Annotated in this window: 15 protein-coding genes; 10 read left to right on the forward strand and 5 right to left on the reverse strand. The window is 47.7% G+C overall.

Features of this window, described 5'->3' with window-relative positions:
* Positions 1–3: 3 nt before the first annotated feature.
* The 3 genes from OC443_RS21220 to OC443_RS21230 form a co-directional block, all read right to left on the reverse strand.
* Positions 4–699: a PspA/IM30 family protein gene (locus tag OC443_RS21220; protein WP_073586118.1), complete on the reverse strand. Its 696-nt coding sequence runs from the start codon at positions 697–699 to the stop codon at positions 4–6.
* 2 nt (positions 700–701) lie between these two features.
* Positions 702–1,109, reverse strand: coding sequence for a DUF2170 family protein (locus tag OC443_RS21225; RefSeq protein ID WP_073586117.1), 408 nt, complete (start codon positions 1,107–1,109; stop codon positions 702–704).
* A 234-nt stretch (positions 1,110–1,343) separates the two neighbouring features.
* Positions 1,344–4,790, reverse strand: a complete 3,447-nt coding sequence (locus OC443_RS21230) for an acyl-[ACP]--phospholipid O-acyltransferase (protein ID WP_073586116.1) — start codon at positions 4,788–4,790, stop codon at positions 1,344–1,346.
* A 436-nt stretch (positions 4,791–5,226) separates the two neighbouring features.
* Between OC443_RS21230 and licT the strand changes: the two genes are divergently transcribed.
* From licT to OC443_RS21245, 3 genes are all read left to right on the forward strand, one after another.
* Positions 5,227–6,072: a BglG family transcription antiterminator LicT gene (gene licT / locus OC443_RS21235; RefSeq protein WP_073586114.1), complete on the forward strand. Its 846-nt coding sequence runs from the start codon at positions 5,227–5,229 to the stop codon at positions 6,070–6,072.
* Positions 6,073–6,334: 262 nt separating this feature from the next.
* The gene (bglF, locus tag OC443_RS21240; protein ID WP_073586113.1) at positions 6,335–8,236 is read left to right on the forward strand and encodes a PTS beta-glucoside transporter subunit IIABC; all 1,902 of its coding nucleotides are present in this window, start codon (positions 6,335–6,337) and stop codon (positions 8,234–8,236) included.
* A gap of 52 nt (positions 8,237–8,288) precedes the next feature.
* The gene (locus OC443_RS21245; protein WP_073586129.1) at positions 8,289–9,686 is read left to right on the forward strand and encodes a glycoside hydrolase family 1 protein; all 1,398 of its coding nucleotides are present in this window, start codon (positions 8,289–8,291) and stop codon (positions 9,684–9,686) included.
* A 214-nt stretch (positions 9,687–9,900) separates the two neighbouring features.
* Here the strand turns inward: OC443_RS21245 and OC443_RS21250 are convergent, their stop codons facing one another.
* Positions 9,901–10,359: an Lrp/AsnC family transcriptional regulator gene (locus OC443_RS21250; RefSeq protein ID WP_073586112.1), complete on the reverse strand. Its 459-nt coding sequence runs from the start codon at positions 10,357–10,359 to the stop codon at positions 9,901–9,903.
* Positions 10,360–10,859: 500 nt separating this feature from the next.
* Between OC443_RS21250 and OC443_RS21255 the strand changes: the two genes are divergently transcribed.
* The 6 genes from OC443_RS21255 (at position 10,860) to OC443_RS21280 (ending at position 16,022) form a co-directional block, all read left to right on the forward strand.
* Entirely contained in the window at positions 10,860–11,204 is a 345-nt protein-coding gene (locus tag OC443_RS21255; RefSeq protein ID WP_073586111.1) for a Dabb family protein, read from the forward strand.
* Between the two features lie 250 nt (positions 11,205–11,454).
* A complete protein-coding gene (locus OC443_RS21260) occupies positions 11,455–12,864 on the forward strand; it encodes a phenylacetate--CoA ligase family protein (protein ID WP_073586110.1) in 1,410 nt (469 codons plus the stop codon).
* Complete coding sequence (locus OC443_RS21265) at positions 12,864–13,883, forward strand: branched-chain amino acid transaminase (RefSeq protein WP_083601770.1); 1,020 nt, start codon at positions 12,864–12,866, stop codon at positions 13,881–13,883. Before OC443_RS21260 ends, OC443_RS21265 begins: the two co-directional genes overlap by 1 nt.
* Positions 13,884–13,887: 4 nt before the next feature.
* Entirely contained in the window at positions 13,888–14,520 is a 633-nt protein-coding gene (locus OC443_RS21270; RefSeq protein ID WP_073586109.1) for a type 2 periplasmic-binding domain-containing protein, read from the forward strand.
* A complete protein-coding gene (locus OC443_RS21275; protein ID WP_073586108.1) occupies positions 14,514–15,059 on the forward strand; it encodes a carboxymuconolactone decarboxylase family protein in 546 nt (181 codons plus the stop codon). Before OC443_RS21270 ends, OC443_RS21275 begins: the two co-directional genes overlap by 7 nt.
* A gap of 39 nt (positions 15,060–15,098) precedes the next feature.
* Positions 15,099–16,022, forward strand: coding sequence for an ornithine cyclodeaminase family protein (locus OC443_RS21280; RefSeq protein ID WP_073586107.1), 924 nt, complete (start codon positions 15,099–15,101; stop codon positions 16,020–16,022).
* Between the two features lie 10 nt (positions 16,023–16,032).
* On the opposite strand, the gene OC443_RS21285 is transcribed toward OC443_RS21280, so the two are convergent.
* Entirely contained in the window at positions 16,033–16,932 is a 900-nt protein-coding gene (locus tag OC443_RS21285; RefSeq protein WP_073586127.1) for a LysR family transcriptional regulator, read from the reverse strand.
* Positions 16,933–17,109: 177 nt separating this feature from the next.
* On the opposite strand from OC443_RS21285, the gene OC443_RS21290 reads away from it, so the two are divergent.
* The gene (locus OC443_RS21290; protein WP_143169435.1) at positions 17,110–18,654 is read left to right on the forward strand and encodes a carboxylesterase/lipase family protein; all 1,545 of its coding nucleotides are present in this window, start codon (positions 17,110–17,112) and stop codon (positions 18,652–18,654) included.
* Positions 18,655–18,729 lie beyond the last annotated feature (75 nt).

Below are 18,729 nucleotides of genomic sequence, written 5' to 3' on the forward strand. Positions count from 1 at the left end.
ATGTTACCACGGCATCTCGTCACCTGAAGACTTCTTCAGATCACTGAGTTCGTCTTCCAGTGAACGCTCTTTCTGATGCTTACGTTCACGCTGAATACGCATTTTTTCGCGTTCTTCTTCCTGGCGACGCTGCAGTTTAGATACGGCACTTGAACCGCCAATAGAGGCGCCTTTGATCTCTTCGCTGAGCTTTGTTTGTGCTTTATGCACATCGATCATGGCCTGATTGCTGCGGACGGTCTTGATCATCTGCTCTTCCTGCGAAATTTCAGCAGTCATCTCTTCAATCAAAGTCCGGTTCTCGCGGATTGAATCCACTGAAAATTCGTAGGCTTCGATCTGAGGAGCATATTGTGCTTTCAGCTTTTCGATTTCCGTTTTTACCCGAAAGCCTAAGTCACGGTATTTTGTTGCTGTCTCTTCTTCGCCGGCAGCAACGGCTTTTTCATACAGAGACTTCATTTCAGCCAGGTTATTTTCATACTTGGCAACCTGCGCTTCATATTCTTCGAGATCTTTTTTCTGAACGGTAGCCCGGGCTTCTGCCGAATCTACTTTATCCTGCGCTTCAACCAGTCTTTTACGGGCTTTAGCAATATTCGCTTCATGAATTTCAACGCCCCATTTATCATCGATAGCTTCTTCGATTTTATTGACGCCGGCTTCACCCAGATTGAATAACTTACTTAATAGACCCATGATTATTTACCTTCATTTTCTTGGTTATGATCTTCGATGAGTTCTGCAACTTCAAGGGCGTTTCTTGCCAGAGTTTCCAGCTCCAGCTCAACGTTTTCCAGCGTTGATGATGAAGAGGATTCACCCAGAATCACGTAACACAGCTGATCATCAATTTTTTCAATTGCAAAACTGGATAAAGAAAGATATTTCGTCACACTCAGCAGTTTTCTGTTGAGTAAATCGGAGTTATGCACATCAGCAACCGGAGATAAAATTGCTTCAGCGAACATAAACTGATCCTGAATGACCATCGCAATCGGAAGTTCAGCATGTTGTTTAACAACGACAGACAGCGATGATTCAGTGATTGCTTCTGCCTGGAATTTTTCTGAATTGAGTGATTGGGCAAGCTCTTTGGCGTTCCACATAGTAATTGTTCCTCAGGAATTGATTTCCGTTTCAGAGAATAGGGCGCTCTTGATCAAAGAACGATGTTAGCAAAGATTCCTGAAAAGAAAATGGTCAAAAGTGATATTTATGCAAAATGTTTATATTTGTGTTGACGCTTGTTGATTCTTTATCCGCAAAGGAAAGAGACGGGCCTTGCACGATATTGCCCATCTCTTCTTATCCCCTGTGTTTATCAGAGAATTACTTCGGGTTTAACTCAGGCTCAACGCCAGTTTTTTCGCAGCTGAAAAATCAGGCTTACCGCTGCCGAGTACCGGAATTTGCTCAACCTGAAATATTTTTCCGGGCAGCATCAGCGCCTGCATGCCTTTCTGAGTCAGTGTTTTTCTGAGCGCTTCCGGTGCGGAGTCCGTTTCAACCAGCATCACGATCTGCTCACCTTTCTTTTCATCAGGCAAATTAACGGCGATTAAGTTTAGCTCCGGGTCTTCCAGCAGATCTTTTGCTGACTGTTCCACTGCGCTGAGACTGACCATTTCGCCGGCCAGTTTGGCAAAGCGTGAGTAGCGATCGACAATGGTCAGATAGCCATCTTCATCGAGGTGTCCTTTGTCGCCGGTCTTGTACCAGCGGATCCCTTCAAGTTCGACGATTACTTCAGCCGTTTTTTCCGGGTCGCCCAGATAACCTTTCATAATTTGTGCACCCCCTATCAGAATCAGGCCGTCTTCACCCGCAGGCAGGGTTTCCATCGTCACCGGATCCACAATCTTAAAGGTTGTGCCGGGCAGGGCCAGTCCGACGGTTCCTTCGCGGGCGGCTTCCTGAATAAAGCCTTGTGTTCTGACCAGATGGCCGGGCAGATTGACACTGGCAACCGGTGTTGTCTCTGTTGTGCCGTAACCTTCCAGTACCGGTACCATGAATTTTTGCTGGAATGCTTCTTTGACTTTGGTATCAAGTTTTTCTGCGCCGGAGACGACGGCCCGCAGTGAGCTGAACATCATCGGGTTAATCCGGCGGTTACGCTGATACATACGCAGGAATGTTGACGTTGCGCACATCAGTGTCGCTTCATATTTAGCAACTGCCCGGGCAATATTCAGTCCATCGGTTGGATCCGGGTGACAAATGACCGGAAGGCCTTCAATCAGTGGTAACATGCCTGTCACGGTTAATCCGAATGCATGGAATAAAGGCAGGGTTGCCATCATCCGGTCATTGTCTTGCATGTTGAGTACATCAGAGACCTGACGCAGGTTGGCTATCATGTTTTTGTGTGTCAGCATGACGCCTTTAGGTGCGCCCTCACTGCCTGAAGAAAACAGAATGGCAGCTGTATCATCCACATGTTGCTTCTTACACCAGATGGCTTTAATCCAGCTGGCTGGCAGGCATTTTACTGCAGCCATCGTCAGCAGGCTTTCGGTCTTTGTCAGATTGTCTTTGAAGTCTTCCAGCCAGAAGACATGACAGCCGTCCAGAATCGCTTCACAATTGATGCCGCGTTTTTCAAGTTTGGCGACAAAGCGTTTTGAAGTGACAATGCTCTGAATGTCTGCCCGTGATTTAGCGGCCTGTAAAGCTTCTGTTGAAGCGGTGTAGTTGAGGTTGACAACCGTTTTCCCGGCCATCATTGCCGCGAGATTACTCATCAGCCCGGCAGAGGATGTCGGTACCAGCAGTCCGAGATTTTTTCCGGCCAGTTTTTTAATGCGTTGTTTTAGCATCAGGCTGCCGGTCAGAAATTTCGCATGAGACACCGGCGTGCTGTTGCTGTCTGTCACTGCCCACTGGCCCGGACGGCTTTTGGCGGTGGTCACCCATGCTTCAGGCAGAGTTTCCAGTGTTTCTGCATATGCATTCCAGGTCGCAACCGACATCTCAAATACTTTCTGCTTGACCTCTGAAGCGCCGGAGCGGATATCCATCGGCTGACCGAATGCGATGATTACATCCCGTTTCATGCCTGTTTTTCTGATTTGAGCCAGTTTTTTGCTTGAACGCGAGAAGAAGCTGCCCCACATGCCACGCAGATAAAAAGGCACAATCACACCACTGGCTTCCACACAGGCCCGCTCAAAGCCTTTCTTAAATTCACCCAGTTGGCCTAAATGGCTGATCCGGCCTTCAGGGAACAGGCAGACCATTTCACCCTGATTGAGTAAGTCAGTTACCTGCTGCAATGCTTCACGGCTTTTTCCCGGGGAAATCGGAATCACTTTGAACAGGTCAAACAGCCATTTCAGATACCAGCGCTGGTAGATGCCGCGGTCCATCACAAAGTAAACCCGGCGCGGAGAAGCCATCTGAACAATCGCCCAGTCCAGCCAGCTGATATGGTTACCCAGTAACAGTGTGCCGCGTCCGGATTCCGGCAGGTTATCAAACCCAAGGACTTTCAGGCGGTATTTGTGACCGATCAGTCTGCCCATGATGGCACGAATCAGTACATCCGGAAGCAGAATAATCGCGGTCAGCGCAATTGCAGCGCCGAGAACAAACAGGCCCCACAGTAAGTAAGACACATCGGCATCTGTGGTGGCGAAGGCAACGGTCACCCCAAGGAAAAACAACATGCCGATATTCTGGATAAAGTTGTTGCCTGCCAGAATCTTACCGGTCTGAGATTCACTGGCGTGGAACTGAATCAATGCATTCAGCGGGACCATCATGAGTGCACCACCGGCACCCACAGCCAGGAAGACCAGGCCAAGCAGGACGGAAGAAGTCGTTTGAGGCAGTAAAAATAAGCCGGCACAAACAATCACTGCGCCTGAAGGAATCAGGGCCAGATTAATGTGGTTCACCGAGTGTTTTGCTGCCAGTGAAGAACCGAGCATGATACCGATAATCGCCATGGCAATAATACTTTGCACAATGAAAGTGTTATCAATCGCAAGATGACTTTTCGCATAAGCCGGGAATGCGGCAATCATGACCTGACTGATCGAAAGGAACAAAGTGAGTCCCAGAACCGATTGCCACACTGGTTTTTCTTTGAACAGCAGGTTGAGGTTACGGCTTAATGCCTGACCTGACAGGTATTCACTCCAGTTAAACGGGACAGGTGCCGGATGTTCTTTCTCCGGCAGGCGAAAAGCCAGCACGCATTCAATCACAGATCCGGCAACCAGCAGCCATCCCAGCCCGGAAATATTTTGCATAATTTCACCGGGCTGCATGGTTTCTGTCCAGCTGAGCTTCATTTCAAATAATGCTGAGAACACGGCACTGCCGGCAAGAATAGCAATCATAGAAACCGCCTGAACCCAGCTGTTTCCGGCACTTAAATTTTCAGCGCCGACCAGCGCCCGGATATAGCCGTATTTTGCCGGTGAGTAAATCGCACTTTGCATCGCAAGCAGAAAAGTCAGGCCGAAAGCGGCATAAAACCATCCCTGATAATAACAAAAGGTAATGAAGCCGGTAATGACTATGGCAATTACCGCACTGACTTTCATGACTTTGACTTTGTTATACCGGTCCGCCAGAAATCCTGAAGGGGTAAACAGCAGCACAAAAGGTAATAAAATCAGTGCATTGACAATTGATGTCATTAATACCTGATGATTATCAGAAAAACTCTTGAACAGAGTGTTCTGAATGACAATTTTATGGCCCAAATCAACGAAGGCATTCATGAATGCGACGAGCAGAAATGTCACAAAGCCTTTCATTTTGAGTACATTATTCATAACTGATTCTCCACAGTAATCGAACAGGTGTTCAATTGATGAAGTGAAGTCTAATCAAACAGTGTTCGATTGTAAATGTTTTTGTGTGATTATTTTTTCTTAATCGGGTTTGTTGATGAAATAAACAGGTTAATCTGATTGAATTATATAGTTTTTATTTATTGCGTTATCACCATCCCGGATGTCGGACGGGAGCGTGCGTTCAATCACGGTTTAAATTCACTGGTGTTGTATTTGCAACCAGATCTTTATATCTTACACGCGAACCGGATTGTTACTTCTGTGAGGTTTTCGGTCATTTTTCTTCAATGGATAAATGATCAGGCAGAAGGCAAGACCTGGAGCAAACTGCATCGTATGATGTGGCGGGCTCCGGGTTTTTTTATTTTGGTTTCCGGAACTGCTTCATCGTCGCCGGAATTTGAAAGGTCTGCCAATGCTGATAGAAAAAGTGCTCAATAATAACGTGGTGATTACCCGGAATGAGAACGGGCAGGAAGTTGTCATCATGGGAAGAGGACTGGGATTCCGGATGACCGCCGGAAAGCCGGTCGATCAGCGTAAAATTGAAAAAATTTTCACAATTGATAATAACAATGAAGTGGATAATCGTTACCGGGAACTGGTTGAAGCGATTCCGCATGAAATTTTGCTGGTGACCGAACAAATTATTGCATCTGCCGGTCGTTTGCTGGAAGGTCAGTTACATCCGGGGATTCGTGTTTCCCTTGCTGATCATATTCATTGCGCCATTGAACGCTGTATTCAGGGCAAGTGTGTCAAGAACGCTATGCTGTGGGAAATTAAAAAATTCTATGGCAGCGAGTTTTCCGTTGGTGCAGATGCTATTGTAAAAATAAAGCAGGCGTCCGGTATTCAGCTCAATGAAGACGAAGCCGGGTTTATTGCACTACATCTGGTGAACGCACAACTGAATGATGACATGCATAATACGATGGATGTGACCCGGCTGATTCACGATATTGTCAGTCTGATTAAATATGATCTCCGGATTGAAATGGACGAAAATACGGTCAGTTATCAGCGTCTGATGACTCATTTAAGATTTTTCGCACATCGTCTGATTCATTCGGATACGGTGAAAAGTGATGATGATTCACTGTTTGTTTCTGTCAGACAGGAATATCCGGAATCTTTTGCCTGTGTAGGAAAAATATATCTCTATGTTGAGAAGCAACTGTCTCATTATATGACCAAAGAAGAGATGATGTTTTTAACGATTCATGTGGAAAGAGTCAGGAGAGAGCATCAGATTGGTTAGCGTACAATTAGCGTTTAGTCACAGAAAATAATTCTGTAGCGATTATTATTCATTTCGACAATACGAATAAATGATAAAAGGATTGTTACTGCTTTGATGCAGGCAAAACCTGATAGCAATAGAGCTGTATCTCTATCGCTATCAGGTTTTTTTTTGAATTTTTTCCGGTTGAAATTCCGGGGGGTATACCCAAACAATCAGCCTCCTGAGGTTGCCGGGTATGTAAGTTCATTCAAAGTTTTTATTCTATGAAGGTAGACGTATGGCATATGAAAACTTAGTGGCTGATCTGATTCAGGGTGTCGGTGGCAAAAAGAACATTGAAAGTCTGGTTCATTGTGCAACGCGGTTACGCTTTAAGCTCTTTTCTCATGCAAAAGCAGATGCAGAAAAACTAAAGCAACACCCTGATATTATTATGGTTGTTGAAAGCGGTGGTCAGTTTCAGGTGGTGATTGGTAACCATGTTGGTGATGTTTACAAGGAAGTGATGCAGCATTTAGGTGATGGTATAAACCGTGCGGCTCATAGCCAGGGAGAAAATAAGCAAAACAGAACCAATCTGTTCAATCTGTTTATTGATGTCATTTCCGGAATATTTACGCCATTACTGGGAATGATGGCTGCATCCGGTATTTTAAAAGGGTGCCTCGCATTAGCTATTGCATTCAGCTGGCTGACGACCAAAGACGGCACTTATCAGATCCTTTTCTCCATCAGTGATGCTCTGTTTTATTTCTTCCCGGTGATTTTAGGTTATACCGCCGGGAAGAAGTTTGGCGGGAATCCGTTTATTACTATGGCGATTGGCGGGGCATTAGTTCACCCGACAATGATGAGTGCATTTCAGGCTTCACAGCAGGCAGGCAGTGAGCCGCTGCATTTTGTGGGGATTCCGGTCACACTGATTAATTACAGTTCTTCTGTTATTCCGGTGATTATTGCGGCCTGGGTCTCGTGCCGGCTGGAGAAAATACTGAACGGGTGGATTCATACTTCAGTGCGCAATTTCTTAACACCGCTGCTGTGTATTGTGATTGTCGGAAGCGCAACATTCCTGGTCATCGGTCCGGTGGCAACCACGCTCAGTGTGGCACTGGCATCTGTGTTTGAATGGATCTATCAGGCGAATTCCCTGATTGCCGGTCTGGTGATGGGCGCGGTGTGGCAGGTTCTGGTCATTTTCGGCCTGCACTGGGGATTTGTCCCTTTGATTATTAACAACTTCAGTGTGCTGGGAAGTGATACAATGATGCCGCTGCTAATTCCTGCGGTTTTAGGACAGGCGGGCGCGGCTTTGGGCGTGTTGTTGAAAACCAGAGATGCCCGGCTGAAATCGCTGGCTGGTTCAGCCTGCGTCGCCGGGATGTTCGGGATTACCGAACCTGCGGTGTATGGTGTCACTTTACCCCGCAAACGCATTTTTGTGTTTGGCTGTACCGGTGGGGCGCTGGGCGGTGCCATCATTGGTTATTTCCATGTGCGGATTTTTTCTTTCGGCTTACCCAGTATTCTGACTTACCCGCAGTTGATTCCGGAAAACGGCGATATTTCAACCATGTGGGTGGCGATCATTGGTTCGGTTGTCTCTGTGGCCCTTGCCGCTTTGCTGACGATATTCTTTGGTTTGACAGAGAATGAGCCAGATAATACTGAAGCCCGGTCTGCCCCGGTGAAACCAGAACAAGGGACGACGGACATGAATGCGGAAGAAGTGATTCAAAGCCCGGCAAGCGGACGTCTGTGTAAACTGTCTGAAGTCGGTGATGAGACCTTTGCCAGCGAGCTGATGGGTTCCGGAATGGCTGTGGTGCCTGATTCGAATCAGATTCTGTCACCTGTGGATGGTGTCATCGAATCTGTTTTTAAAACCAATCACGCGATTGGGATTAAATCCATCAAAGGTGCAGAAGTATTGATTCATGTCGGGATTGATACCGTCAGGTTAGATGGCCGTTTTTTTGATATGAAAGTGAATGTCGGCGCAACGGTTCTGGCGGGGGATTTATTAATTGAGTTTGACCGGCAGGGGATATTGGATGCCGGTTATGATTTAACCACGCCGGTGATTGTGACCAATACTGAGCAATATACTTCGGTTGCCGGCGCAACGAGCGGCATGGTTACTGCCGGTGAGCCGATGATTCTGGCGCATGCCGGTTAACCGCAGGGTCAATCATCGCAAGTTTAAAAATAATGTGAAAAGAGAGAGTGAAATGAAAACACAATTTCCTGAAGGTTTTTTATGGGGGGGCGCAACGGCTGCCAACCAGATTGAAGGTTCTCATGTGACTGATAACAAAGGGCTTTCAACATCAGATATTCAGCCATTCGGTTCTTTTGGTGAGCTGCAGCCGCGTCAGGACGGTGATTTCAATATCAAAGATGTCGCAATTGATTTTTATCACCGGTTTAAAGAAGATATCGCGTTATTTGCTGAAATGGGCTTTACCTGCCTGAGAGTGTCAATCGCCTGGACCCGTATTTTCCCCCACGGTGATGATGAGCAGCCTAACGAAGCTGGTCTGGCATTTTATGATCAGGTGTTTGCTGAAATGAAAAAGCACAACATCACACCATTGGTGACCTTGTCTCACTATGAAATGCCACTGCATCTGGCAGAAAAATATCAGGGCTGGTCTGACCGGAAACTGATTGGTTTCTTTGAAAAGTATGCTGAAACAGTTTTCAAACGCTATGGCCATTTTGTCAAACACTGGCTGACGTTTAACGAAATTAATATCACCCTGCATCATCCTTTCACCGGTTCCGGTTTAGCACATGATTGCTCTGAACAAACCCGTTATCAGGCGATTCATCATCAGCTGGTTGCCAGTGCGAAAGCGGTGAAGCTATGTCATGAAATTATTCCGGATGGCAAGATCGGCAATATGCTGTTAGGGGCGATGATGTATCCGCTGACCTGTCACCCGGATGACATGATCAAAACATTGCAGCAAAACCGTGAATGGCTGATGTTCGGCGATGTTCAGGCACGGGGATATTATCCGTCTTATATGACACGCAAACTGAAAGACTTGGGTGTAACACTGGATATCACTGATGAAGATCGTGAAGCACTGAAAGAGACCATTGATTTTATCTCATTCAGTTACTATATGACCGGATGTGCCAGTGCCGATCCGTCACAACAGGACAAGGCAAATGCCAATATGCTGCAAATGGTTGCCAATCCGCACCTGGAAGCCTCTGAATGGGGCTGGCAGATTGATCCGAAAGGCTTACGTTATCTGCTGAACTTTCTGTATGACCGCTACCAGATGCCTTTATTTATTGTTGAAAATGGTCTGGGTGCGATTGATACCGTCACTGACTCAGGAGAAGTCGAAGATGACTACCGGATTCAGTATCTGAATGACCACCTGGTTCAGGTCGGTGAAGCGATTGAAGACGGGGTTGATTTGATGGGATACACCTGCTGGGGGCCGATTGATTTAGTGAGTGCCAGTACGGCTCAGATGTCAAAACGCTACGGTTTTATCTATGTTGATCGTGATGATCAGGGCAATGGGACGCTGACACGTTCACGCAAGAAAAGTTTCTACTGGTATCAGGATGTCATTCATTCCAATGGTGCCAGCCTGAAAAAGTAATTCCGGTCTGATGCCGGACTAAAGCTGAGGCGATGAAATGGCCTGCTCATGACGGGCAGGCCATTTTTCCCTGGTTATTTTTTATGTCATGGAAAAAGGGAAAAAGCAGGAGAAAGCCAAAGCCGGGGGGGGATAGGCTGTGATGACTTTTCCTGCAAACCGGTGACAGACTCAGGTAAATGAATCTGTCTGAAAGAGCGGGAAGCTGGTTGAGTTAAAGAACGGGAAAAATTCCAGCAGGTTTGACTTCTTTCAGGACATACATACTTTGCATTTCCCGGATGAAAGGTAAGCGACGAATGGTCTTCATGGTAAATTCATCATAAGCATCAAGATTTGCTACCAGCACCTGAAGCAGAAATTCGCCCACACCGATGCTGTAACAAAGGATAATCTCTCCCGAGGTACTGACTTCTTCCTCAAATTGTTTCAGATCTGATTCACTGTGTTTATCCAGCATCACCCGGGTGAAAACCATGACGTTTAAGCCAATTTTTTTACGGTCAATCACCGCCCGGTAGCCTTGAATCACCTGATCATTTTCCAGTCTTCTGACTTTTCTCCAGCATGGCGATGCTGATATGCCGACTTTGTCAGCCAGCACCTGGTTTGTCATCCGGGCATCCTGTTGTAATAACATCAGAATTTTGCCGTCTGTTTTATTTAAAGTCATGATGTAGAGATCCTCTTTATTCGCCTTCTGAGTGTTTTAAAATTTTTAAATTTATTATCTGTTTGTTGTTTATTTTTATGTTGTTCCCTTCACGGGAGCATGGTGACTTTTTACCTGCTCCGGTTTCCTGCCAGATAAAAGGACCATGATTCCTCTGCAACCGGGTTTGGACCACTCAAAGTATATATGCGCTTTTATGTATAATTACAATCAGTATTAGCGATTACTGCGATAAGAAAATCCGATGGAACTAATCTGAATCCATCAAAAAATTCGTTTGTTCTGTAAATTCAGATACTTCTGCGAACCCGTTCGGTGAAATTAATCTGAATTGTCCATTTCGGTGGTTAAAAGTAAATTGTTTTCTGCTTTTTTTTGCGAAAAAAGGTGACATTTTCCTTTTCAGCTTCTGCATAATAATTTCATCCCTGCCGGACGGACGTAAATTGGCAGGTAAATATAATAAAAACAATAGGTTAGTTTGATAAAGGAGCCTCTCTATGATATTGCATATCGTTCTTTTTCAATTCAGAACACCATGGAACTGGTCTGCCAGGCAGGCGCAGGAAGCCGAGCTGGTTACGCAAAATCATCCGACACACATCGATGAAATTAAAGGCTGGTTTTGCGGAAGAAACATGACAATCCGTGATATCGCCGCTGATTTTGTTGTCCTGGGGTTGTTCAATAACACGGATGAACTGCAAAGTTACATCATGCATCCGGATCACCAGCAAGGTGTTAAACAATGGCAGGCGCTGGCTGACTGGCAGGTGGTCGATGTTGAGTTATCCGGCGATCATTGCCATACATCTGGTGAATTATCTTTATTGAAGACCGTCTGACTATACCCAAACAACCGGTATCTTCCGGTTGCATGGCTATATATTCTTATTTGAATCAACAGGTTCCATGAAGAAGCAGTAGATCGGTATCTGCTCTGTCTCTTTTTCGTTCTGTGCCGGACTCGTTCTGTACCGGATGTTTTTCAGAGGCAGGGGGGCTGAATGTATCTGCAATCAATGCGCTGAATCGTCATTCAGTCAGATAAAAAACAGTTAATCAAAAGTCAGTTGGAGTGACTGAGGTAAAGTTATGTACGCAATTTTTAAGCAAGGCTTCTATGAGAAAGCCAAAGCCGTTTATGAACTACATGAGCGTTTTGAAAAAGGAAGTGTCGGACCTGATGAGCTGAGACAGCATCAGGAATCACAGTTGCGTCAGGTTCTGGGATATGTCAGGCAAGGGTCTGAGTTTTACCGGAAACAACTTGCGGATTTCAGTGAACCGGTATGCGAATCGATTACCCTGCAACAGTTAAAGTTATTACCTTTTACCACCAAAGAACAGATACGGCACCAAAGGGCGCTTTTATCTGCCGCACCACTACATGAGTCATGGGTTTATTATGAGACCACGGGAACCACAGGCGCGCCGACGCCATGCCCGAGAAGTGAAACGGACTCAATGCACAATAATACCCCGTTGATTCTCCGCTACCGTGATATTTTCAACCAGCACGGTACACAGCATGTTGTCGGGGTGATGGGGCCAACCGAATTACACTCTACCGGGGATACATTTGAAGATGTGATGCGTAGTCTCGGTCACAGTGTGGTGAAAATGTGGCCACGCTCTCCGGTGGTCGGGATGAAAAGAGCCACAGCACTGATTGAAGAACTGGGGATTACCGCGCTGGTTTGTACCCCGGCAGTCGCGATTGATCTGGCCCGCTACATGAAAGAAGCCGGACAATCTGTAGCTGATAGTCCGGTTCGTCTGATTCTCACGCTTGGTGAACTGACAACCCCGGCGCTGTTGCGAAATCTCGGGCACACCTGGGGCGCTAAAATTTACAACTGTATGTACGCATCGCAGGAATCTTCCATTCTGGCGGTTTGTGCTGCGGATGAATTGCTCTATACCGTGCCGCTGAATAATTATTATGAGCTCATCGACCCTGATACCGGCGACCTGCTGGCTCCGGGCGACAATGAAATTGCCGGTGAGCTGGTTATCACGCATCTGTATCCGGGGCAGAAACCTTTAATCCGCTACCGGACCGGCGATATGGTCAGGGCGGTGCAACTGCCTGACGGCCGGTTAAAAATTACGCCGGTTGGCCGGGTGCGAGATCGTTTGATACTCAATGGCACGGAATATTATGCCTGGGATCTGGAAGCTGCATTGCTGGAACATCTGCCCGGCTGTCTTGATTATGCGATTCAGATCCACACTGAAAACGGCGCAGATTGCCTGAATATTATTGTCGAGCTGACAGATACATCGTCCCATCAATCCGACACGCTGGCACAGGTCAGAGCGTATATGGAAAATCAGCTGGACGGGGTCAAGATTGAACTCAACGCCGGAGAAACATCCGCTTTATCCGCGACATCCGCTATGGTGAGCTGGAAAGCGGCCCGGCTGCATGATCTGCGTCAGGAAGGGGATAACTCCGATCGTGAGGCGGCACTGGCATTGCTTGGACGGGGGTTTAAATAATGAGTCACTCACAAAACGTATCCAATCCGCCCGGAGTATCGGTCAATCAGGCAAAGATACAGCCACAGGCACCGGAGCGGATTCATCATCACTGGGTCTATCTTCACGGGGACTACATACCGGCAGAACAGGCTTCTATTGCTGTCACCACGCAGGCATTTAATTATGGAACAGCTGTATTTGAAGGGATTCGCGGTTATCTGAATCCCCGTACTAACATTCTGTCTGTGTTCCGGTTAGACGACCACCTCCGTCGGCTGAAGCAGTCGGCAGATCTGCTTCTGATTGACAGTTTACCTTCGGTGGAAAAGCTGACCCGGGTTGTACTTGAACTTCTGCACCGGAATGAAGCGGCGCAGGATTGTTATCTCCGGCCTGTGGCGTATAAACAAAGCTTGCTGCCCGGTGCAGGATTTGGTGTCAAGCTGACCGGTGTCAGCAGCGGGCTGTCGGTGAATTCCCTCAATATGCCATCCGCCGCTGCTGAAAAGGAAAGCCGTTGCACCATCTCGCGCTGGCAGCGGATACCGGACAATGTGATACCGGCCAGAGCGAAAATTACCGGCAGTTATGTCAATTCCGCGCTGGCGATGGAATCTGCCCGCCGGGGCGGGTTTGACGATGCCCTGATGCTTAATATTCAGGGGAATCTGGCCGAAGCCACCACCTCAAATGTGTTTCTGGTGCGGCAGGGAAAGCTGGTTACGCCGCCGGTCAGCGCCCATATTCTCGAAGGCATTACCAGAGATTCTGTCATTCAGCTGGCGGACTATATGGGATTTACCGTTGAACAGCGGGATATTGCGCCCTCTGAAATTTTTGCTGCAGAGGAATGCTTTCTGACCGGAACCGGGGTGGAAATTAAACCGGTGACTCAGATTGATCACTGCTTTCTGAACAGTGGTAAAGAGAACAGCATCACCCGGCAGGTTCAGTCTGCTTATCTGAAAGCCGTGCGCGGGGAACTCCCGGCATTCAGTCACTGGCTGACCCCCGTTTATACACCGGCAGGAGGATAAACAGATGACACTCAATTTTATGGACATGGGACTGAACCGGGTGGTTAATTTTCCTGTTTACACACTGGGGCCATCCGGCACCAGCAGTGAGTTTGCGTCTCAGTATTTCTGCCGCAGGATGAACCAGAATTATCAACAGCGCAGACATCGGATCAATCTGATGCCGACCTATGAAGAAGCCCGCGATGAGGTCAAACATCAGCATGGTGTGATGGTGGTGGCGAATGCCTATGCCAGCATTAATAACTTTTATATGGATCCGAACCTCGAACTGCTGGCGACTTTTGTGTTTGATACGCCTTTATACGGGCTGGCGGTGAAACAGGATCTGCCGGACCGGGAACTGCGGATTGCGTCTCATCCGGCGCCGATTCCGCTGATCGAAGAACTGATTCCCGAAGGGGTGCAGGTCAGGGAAATTATCCGGATGACTTCAACCAGCGCTGCGGCTCAGGCTGTGGTTAATAATGAAGTGGATATGGCACTGACAACCGAGATTGCAGCTGGTCTGCATCAGCTGAAATTTGTTTCCAGAATCCGGCCAATTCATATGTTGTGGTCTGTTTTCGGTTATGGCGTGGATGACGAAGTGAAAAGTGAAGAGAAAAATAAGCAAGAAGGAGAGATCACATGCTGAAGATGCAAAAGCATACGCTGGAAACCGCTCCTGAACAGAGCTGGAAGTTGCTGCAATGCTCGCTGGATACATTTGGCTTTATTGTTAATCAGAGTGCTTACATGTCGGAATCTCCGGAATTACTGGATGCTTATCAGTATGTTCATGGCTTGTTTTCCGGTTGCACCCTGACAGAAGAAGATCGCACCGTTGTCTGGATCACGATGGGTCAGACTTTTCAGTGTGATTATACCGTACATGTTCATCACTATATCGCCCGTCAGCGCAGTGTTTCAGCAGAGCTGCTGCATCAGTTGGATGAAGCACCGGATCAACTGTCGCCCAGACTTGCAGCGTTGCGTGAATTCACCCGTGTGGTGTGTCAGGCTCAGGGGAAAATTCCACATCAGGCAGCTCTGAAATTTTTGCAGGCAGGTTATACCCGGCGCAACATACTGGAAATTTTTCTCGCGCTGTCGCAGAAACTCTATGGCGCTTTGGTCAATAGTCTTGCTGATACGCCTGTCGATGAAGTGTTTACCCAGGCTGGCTCAGCCTGATCTTTAAGGTCAACAGACCCTAATCAGAAAGGAAATATTATGCGTTATTTCGATCGCAGACATGTTGAATCATGTCTGGATATCCCTTTGTGTCTGGAGCTCAGCCAAAAGGCATTTGAATTACATTCTCAGGGGCTGGTGCAGCAACCAGACAGAACCATCATTGCGTCCGGGGACGGGCGGCTGATGGGCACCATGCCTGCATATATCAGTCGCGGCGACTATGCCGGTTTTGGTCTGAAAGCGATTCTGGCTGATTTTTCGGTCTCCGAACCACATGAAGGCTGTATTCTTCTTTATGACACTCAGGGCATGGTTGCGGTGGATGCCAGCTCAGTGACCGAACTGCGCACAGCTGCGGCATCAGCTTGGGCAACCGATTTACTTGCTCCTGAGGGTGCCAGCCAGCTGGCAATTCTGGGCACCGGAATCCAGGCCAGAAAACATCTGCAGATGATGAAAGCGATTCGCCCGGTTGAGTCCGTCACCATCTGGGGCTGGCGTGAGGCGGGTGTCCGGCGTTTTGCTGATTGGGCACAGACAGAAACCGGGATTGAAATCAGGGTTGCAGACACGCCTGCTGAAGCTGTTGCAGAGGCCGATATTATCTGTACTGTGACAGCGTCACGTGAACCTCTTCTCTCTGCATCTGATCTGCCGGAGAAGTGTCATATTAACGCGGTTGGAGCCTCAGCCATGGGATTTCAGGAGCTGGATGCTGATGTGTATCGTGACTGTGACTACTTTCTCGATTCCCGGCTGGCTTCTGCAGCGGCATCTCAATGTTTACAACAGGCAAAAGAGCAAGGATATATTTCCCCGGATGATCAGGGACGGGAAATCGGGGAACTTTCCCCGGTACATCCGGTTGAGCTGACCAGCCAGCGAACATTATTTAAATCAATAGGTTTAGCGGTTCAGGATCTGGTGTTTGCCCGGGAGATTCTCCGCCTTTCAGCCTGAACCAGGGTGTTTATTTACTGACATCTATTTGACTCTCACTGGCCTGACTGACTTTCAGAATCAGTTGGGCCAGCGTTTTGATGGCGTCTGTGGCGCGATCATAGTCGGTGTAGATTAAAAACAGAGGAATTGAGCGGACCAGCCCGATATCCAGAGGCAAAGGCCGGAGAACCCCCTGTGTCAGCTGAGGTTCAATCATGCTTTTCGGCAGCCAGCCGAAGCAGAGTTTGCTGCGGACTGCTTCAATCGCCGCATCGATGGTATTCACAATCCATCTGTAGCGGGGCAGTTCCATCACTTCACTGGTTCGTTCGTGATTGTTATCCAGATAAACCTGGGTATAACGGTTGATGTCTGCTTCGGTCAGTGATGCTTTTTCCAGCTGATGTAAAGGATGCTCCGGATGGGCAACTGCGATCAGTTCAATTTCCAGCAGCCTGCTTTTCATCAGCGGGCGGTTATATTGCAGGCCAATGGCCAGATCGCAGTTTCTCGCATCATCCGGGGTTGTCAGCCGGAGTAATTCTTTCAGTTCAACCTGTGTATAAGGATATTGTTGCTGAAATTCAGCCAGTGCTGAAAATAATAAAGGCTTGGGATAAAGGCTGTCGACTTCCAGCCTGATTTTTGCCGGTGCCCCGGCATGGAGTGCCCGGGCCTTGCTTTCAATGGTGGCAAATTCTTCCATCAGAGGCCGCATATCTTCAAGCAGCGCTGTACCGGTTTTGGTCAGCCGGACTTTTTTTCCGCTTATTTCTATCAGGGTGACGCCCAGCTGTTCCTGTAGTTTACTGATCGTATAGCTGACGGAGGACTGACTCCGGTGCAGCTGTGTTGCCGCAGCTGTAAAGCCGCCCGCCTGAATCACAGTCTGCAGGACGAACCATTGTTCAATTGTTGAGAGATACATAATCATCGATTTTTTAGATGGTAAAGGCTAAATATTACGTTTATCAATTCATTTATTCAATGATAAAGTGAGTTTGAAATCTGGCTGTGGCAATCATTACGCGAAAAAGTAAAAACCTGACAGTCGTAACGAATTATTTGCCATGGTCGTTCTGTCTGAGAAGAGAATGAGGAAAGAATGAAATTCAAGGTCTTACTGATTGGTCTGATGACTTTTTGTTGTGCGGCTTCTGCATTATCAAAGACAAATGAATCCGACGACGCGGTATCTACTCTTGTAGTCAATACTGCGCTGGGAAAAGTGAAAGGTATTATCGACAATGGCATTGCGGAGTTTCGCAGTGTGCCATACGCAATCAATCCGTTTGAAGGCGCCAGGCGTTTTCAGGCACCGGAAAAAATCAAACCCTGGGAGGGTGTGCTGGATGCAACAGCATACAAAGCGCCGGTGCCGCAGCCTGACCGGGGCAAAGAGACGGCTTTACTTGGTGCTCCGGGAGATTTAACCCTGAATATTCTGGCGCCGGTGAAAACAGCCAAGAAACTGCCGGTGATGGTGTGGATTCCCGGTGGTGCTTTTATTCGTGAGAATGCTTCTGATGCGATGTATCGCGGAGAGAGTTTTGTCCGTGATGGCGTAATTGTTGTTACGGTGAATTACCGGGTGGGAATTGATGGGTTTATGCATATTCCGGGAACTCCGGACAACCGCGGGATTCTGGATCAGATTGCGGCGCTGGAGTGGGTTCAGTCTCACATTGCATCATTTGGCGGTGATCCGCAGCAGGTGACATTGGCCGGGCAGTCGGCCGGGGCTGAATGTGTTGCGATTTTGTCCGGTACTCCGCGTACCAAAGGGCTGTTCCGGAGTGTCATCATGCAAAGTTCCCCGATTCAGACGGTGACAATGGATCAGGCAAAACAGGTTGCTCAGACCGTTGGCAAGTTGTTGGATATCAAACCAACCGCAAAGAACCTGTCCGGGACACCATACGTTGATTTGGTGAAGGCTGTGGTTGATACCGGCCGTGCCGTAAAAGACAGGGAAACATGGGGCATGATGTCATGGGGTGGTACGGCGTTTTTGCCTGTGATTGATCATGCACTGATTGATGGGTCACCCATCGATAATCTGGCACGACACGCCGATCCATCCGTGTCTGTCCTGATTGGCAGTACAGAACAGGAGTCCAGACTATATCTGGTACCGAATGATCAGATTGACCATATTCACATGTCAGAATCCTTACAGCTGATTCATGATTTGAAGATGAATGATAATGTGTTGAAAATCTATAAGAAAGGCAATCCAACCGTGGGTGATGTACACGCGGCATTGCTGTCTGACTATACATTCAGAATGCCGACTCAACAGATTGCCGATGCTCTTGTCGCTCATGGACATTCTGTCTGGTTTTATGATTTTGGATGGCATTCTCCGGCGTTTCACAACCGGCTGGGAGCCGCGCATTTAGTCGATGTCCCGTTCGCTTTTGATACAACTCAGGCACCCAAATCGAAAGTATTTCTGGGTGATCATCCGCCGCAGTCGCTGGTGAATACCATGCATTCGGACTGGGTCCGGTTTATCCGCACAGGTCAGGCCGGATGGTCTGTCTATCAGACGGATCACAGAAAAACGATGCGGTTTGACACCAAATCAGTGCAGGTGAACGATCCGGATAAAGCCATCCGCCAGTTATGGGAAAGTTATCTGTTTTAAGAAAGGGAAGGGATTTATTCCGGGAAGAAGAGTGACGGTGATGAGTCTGTTTGCAGGGTAAAAAAAAGGTGATTC

Origin of the sequence: Vibrio quintilis, assembly GCF_024529975.1 — a bacterium.
Classification (GTDB): Bacteria; Pseudomonadota; Gammaproteobacteria; order Enterobacterales; family Vibrionaceae; genus Vibrio; species Vibrio quintilis.

What these genes read in the sequence shown, in the direction of transcription:
- OC443_RS21220 (WP_073586118.1), bottom strand. Translation starts at nt 699, where the DNA reads ATGGGTCTATTAAGTAAGTTATTCAATCTGGGTGAAGCCGGCGTCAAT.
- OC443_RS21225 (WP_073586117.1), bottom strand. Translation starts at nt 1,109, where the DNA reads ATGTGGAACGCCAAAGAGCTTGCCCAATCACTCAATTCAGAAAAATTC.
- OC443_RS21230 (WP_073586116.1), bottom strand. Translation starts at nt 4,790, where the DNA reads ATGAATAATGTACTCAAAATGAAAGGCTTTGTGACATTTCTGCTCGTC.
- licT (WP_073586114.1), top strand. Translation starts at nt 5,227, where the DNA reads ATGCTGATAGAAAAAGTGCTCAATAATAACGTGGTGATTACCCGGAAT.
- bglF (WP_073586113.1), top strand. Translation starts at nt 6,335, where the DNA reads ATGGCATATGAAAACTTAGTGGCTGATCTGATTCAGGGTGTCGGTGGC.
- OC443_RS21245 (WP_073586129.1), top strand. Translation starts at nt 8,289, where the DNA reads ATGAAAACACAATTTCCTGAAGGTTTTTTATGGGGGGGCGCAACGGCT.
- OC443_RS21250 (WP_073586112.1), bottom strand. Translation starts at nt 10,359, where the DNA reads ATGACTTTAAATAAAACAGACGGCAAAATTCTGATGTTATTACAACAG.
- OC443_RS21255 (WP_073586111.1), top strand. Translation starts at nt 10,860, where the DNA reads ATGATATTGCATATCGTTCTTTTTCAATTCAGAACACCATGGAACTGG.
- OC443_RS21260 (WP_073586110.1), top strand. Translation starts at nt 11,455, where the DNA reads ATGTACGCAATTTTTAAGCAAGGCTTCTATGAGAAAGCCAAAGCCGTT.
- OC443_RS21265 (WP_083601770.1), top strand. Translation starts at nt 12,864, where the DNA reads ATGAGTCACTCACAAAACGTATCCAATCCGCCCGGAGTATCGGTCAAT.
- OC443_RS21270 (WP_073586109.1), top strand. Translation starts at nt 13,888, where the DNA reads ATGACACTCAATTTTATGGACATGGGACTGAACCGGGTGGTTAATTTT.
- OC443_RS21275 (WP_073586108.1), top strand. Translation starts at nt 14,514, where the DNA reads ATGCTGAAGATGCAAAAGCATACGCTGGAAACCGCTCCTGAACAGAGC.
- OC443_RS21280 (WP_073586107.1), top strand. Translation starts at nt 15,099, where the DNA reads ATGCGTTATTTCGATCGCAGACATGTTGAATCATGTCTGGATATCCCT.
- OC443_RS21285 (WP_073586127.1), bottom strand. Translation starts at nt 16,932, where the DNA reads ATGTATCTCTCAACAATTGAACAATGGTTCGTCCTGCAGACTGTGATT.
- OC443_RS21290 (WP_143169435.1), top strand. Translation starts at nt 17,110, where the DNA reads ATGAAATTCAAGGTCTTACTGATTGGTCTGATGACTTTTTGTTGTGCG.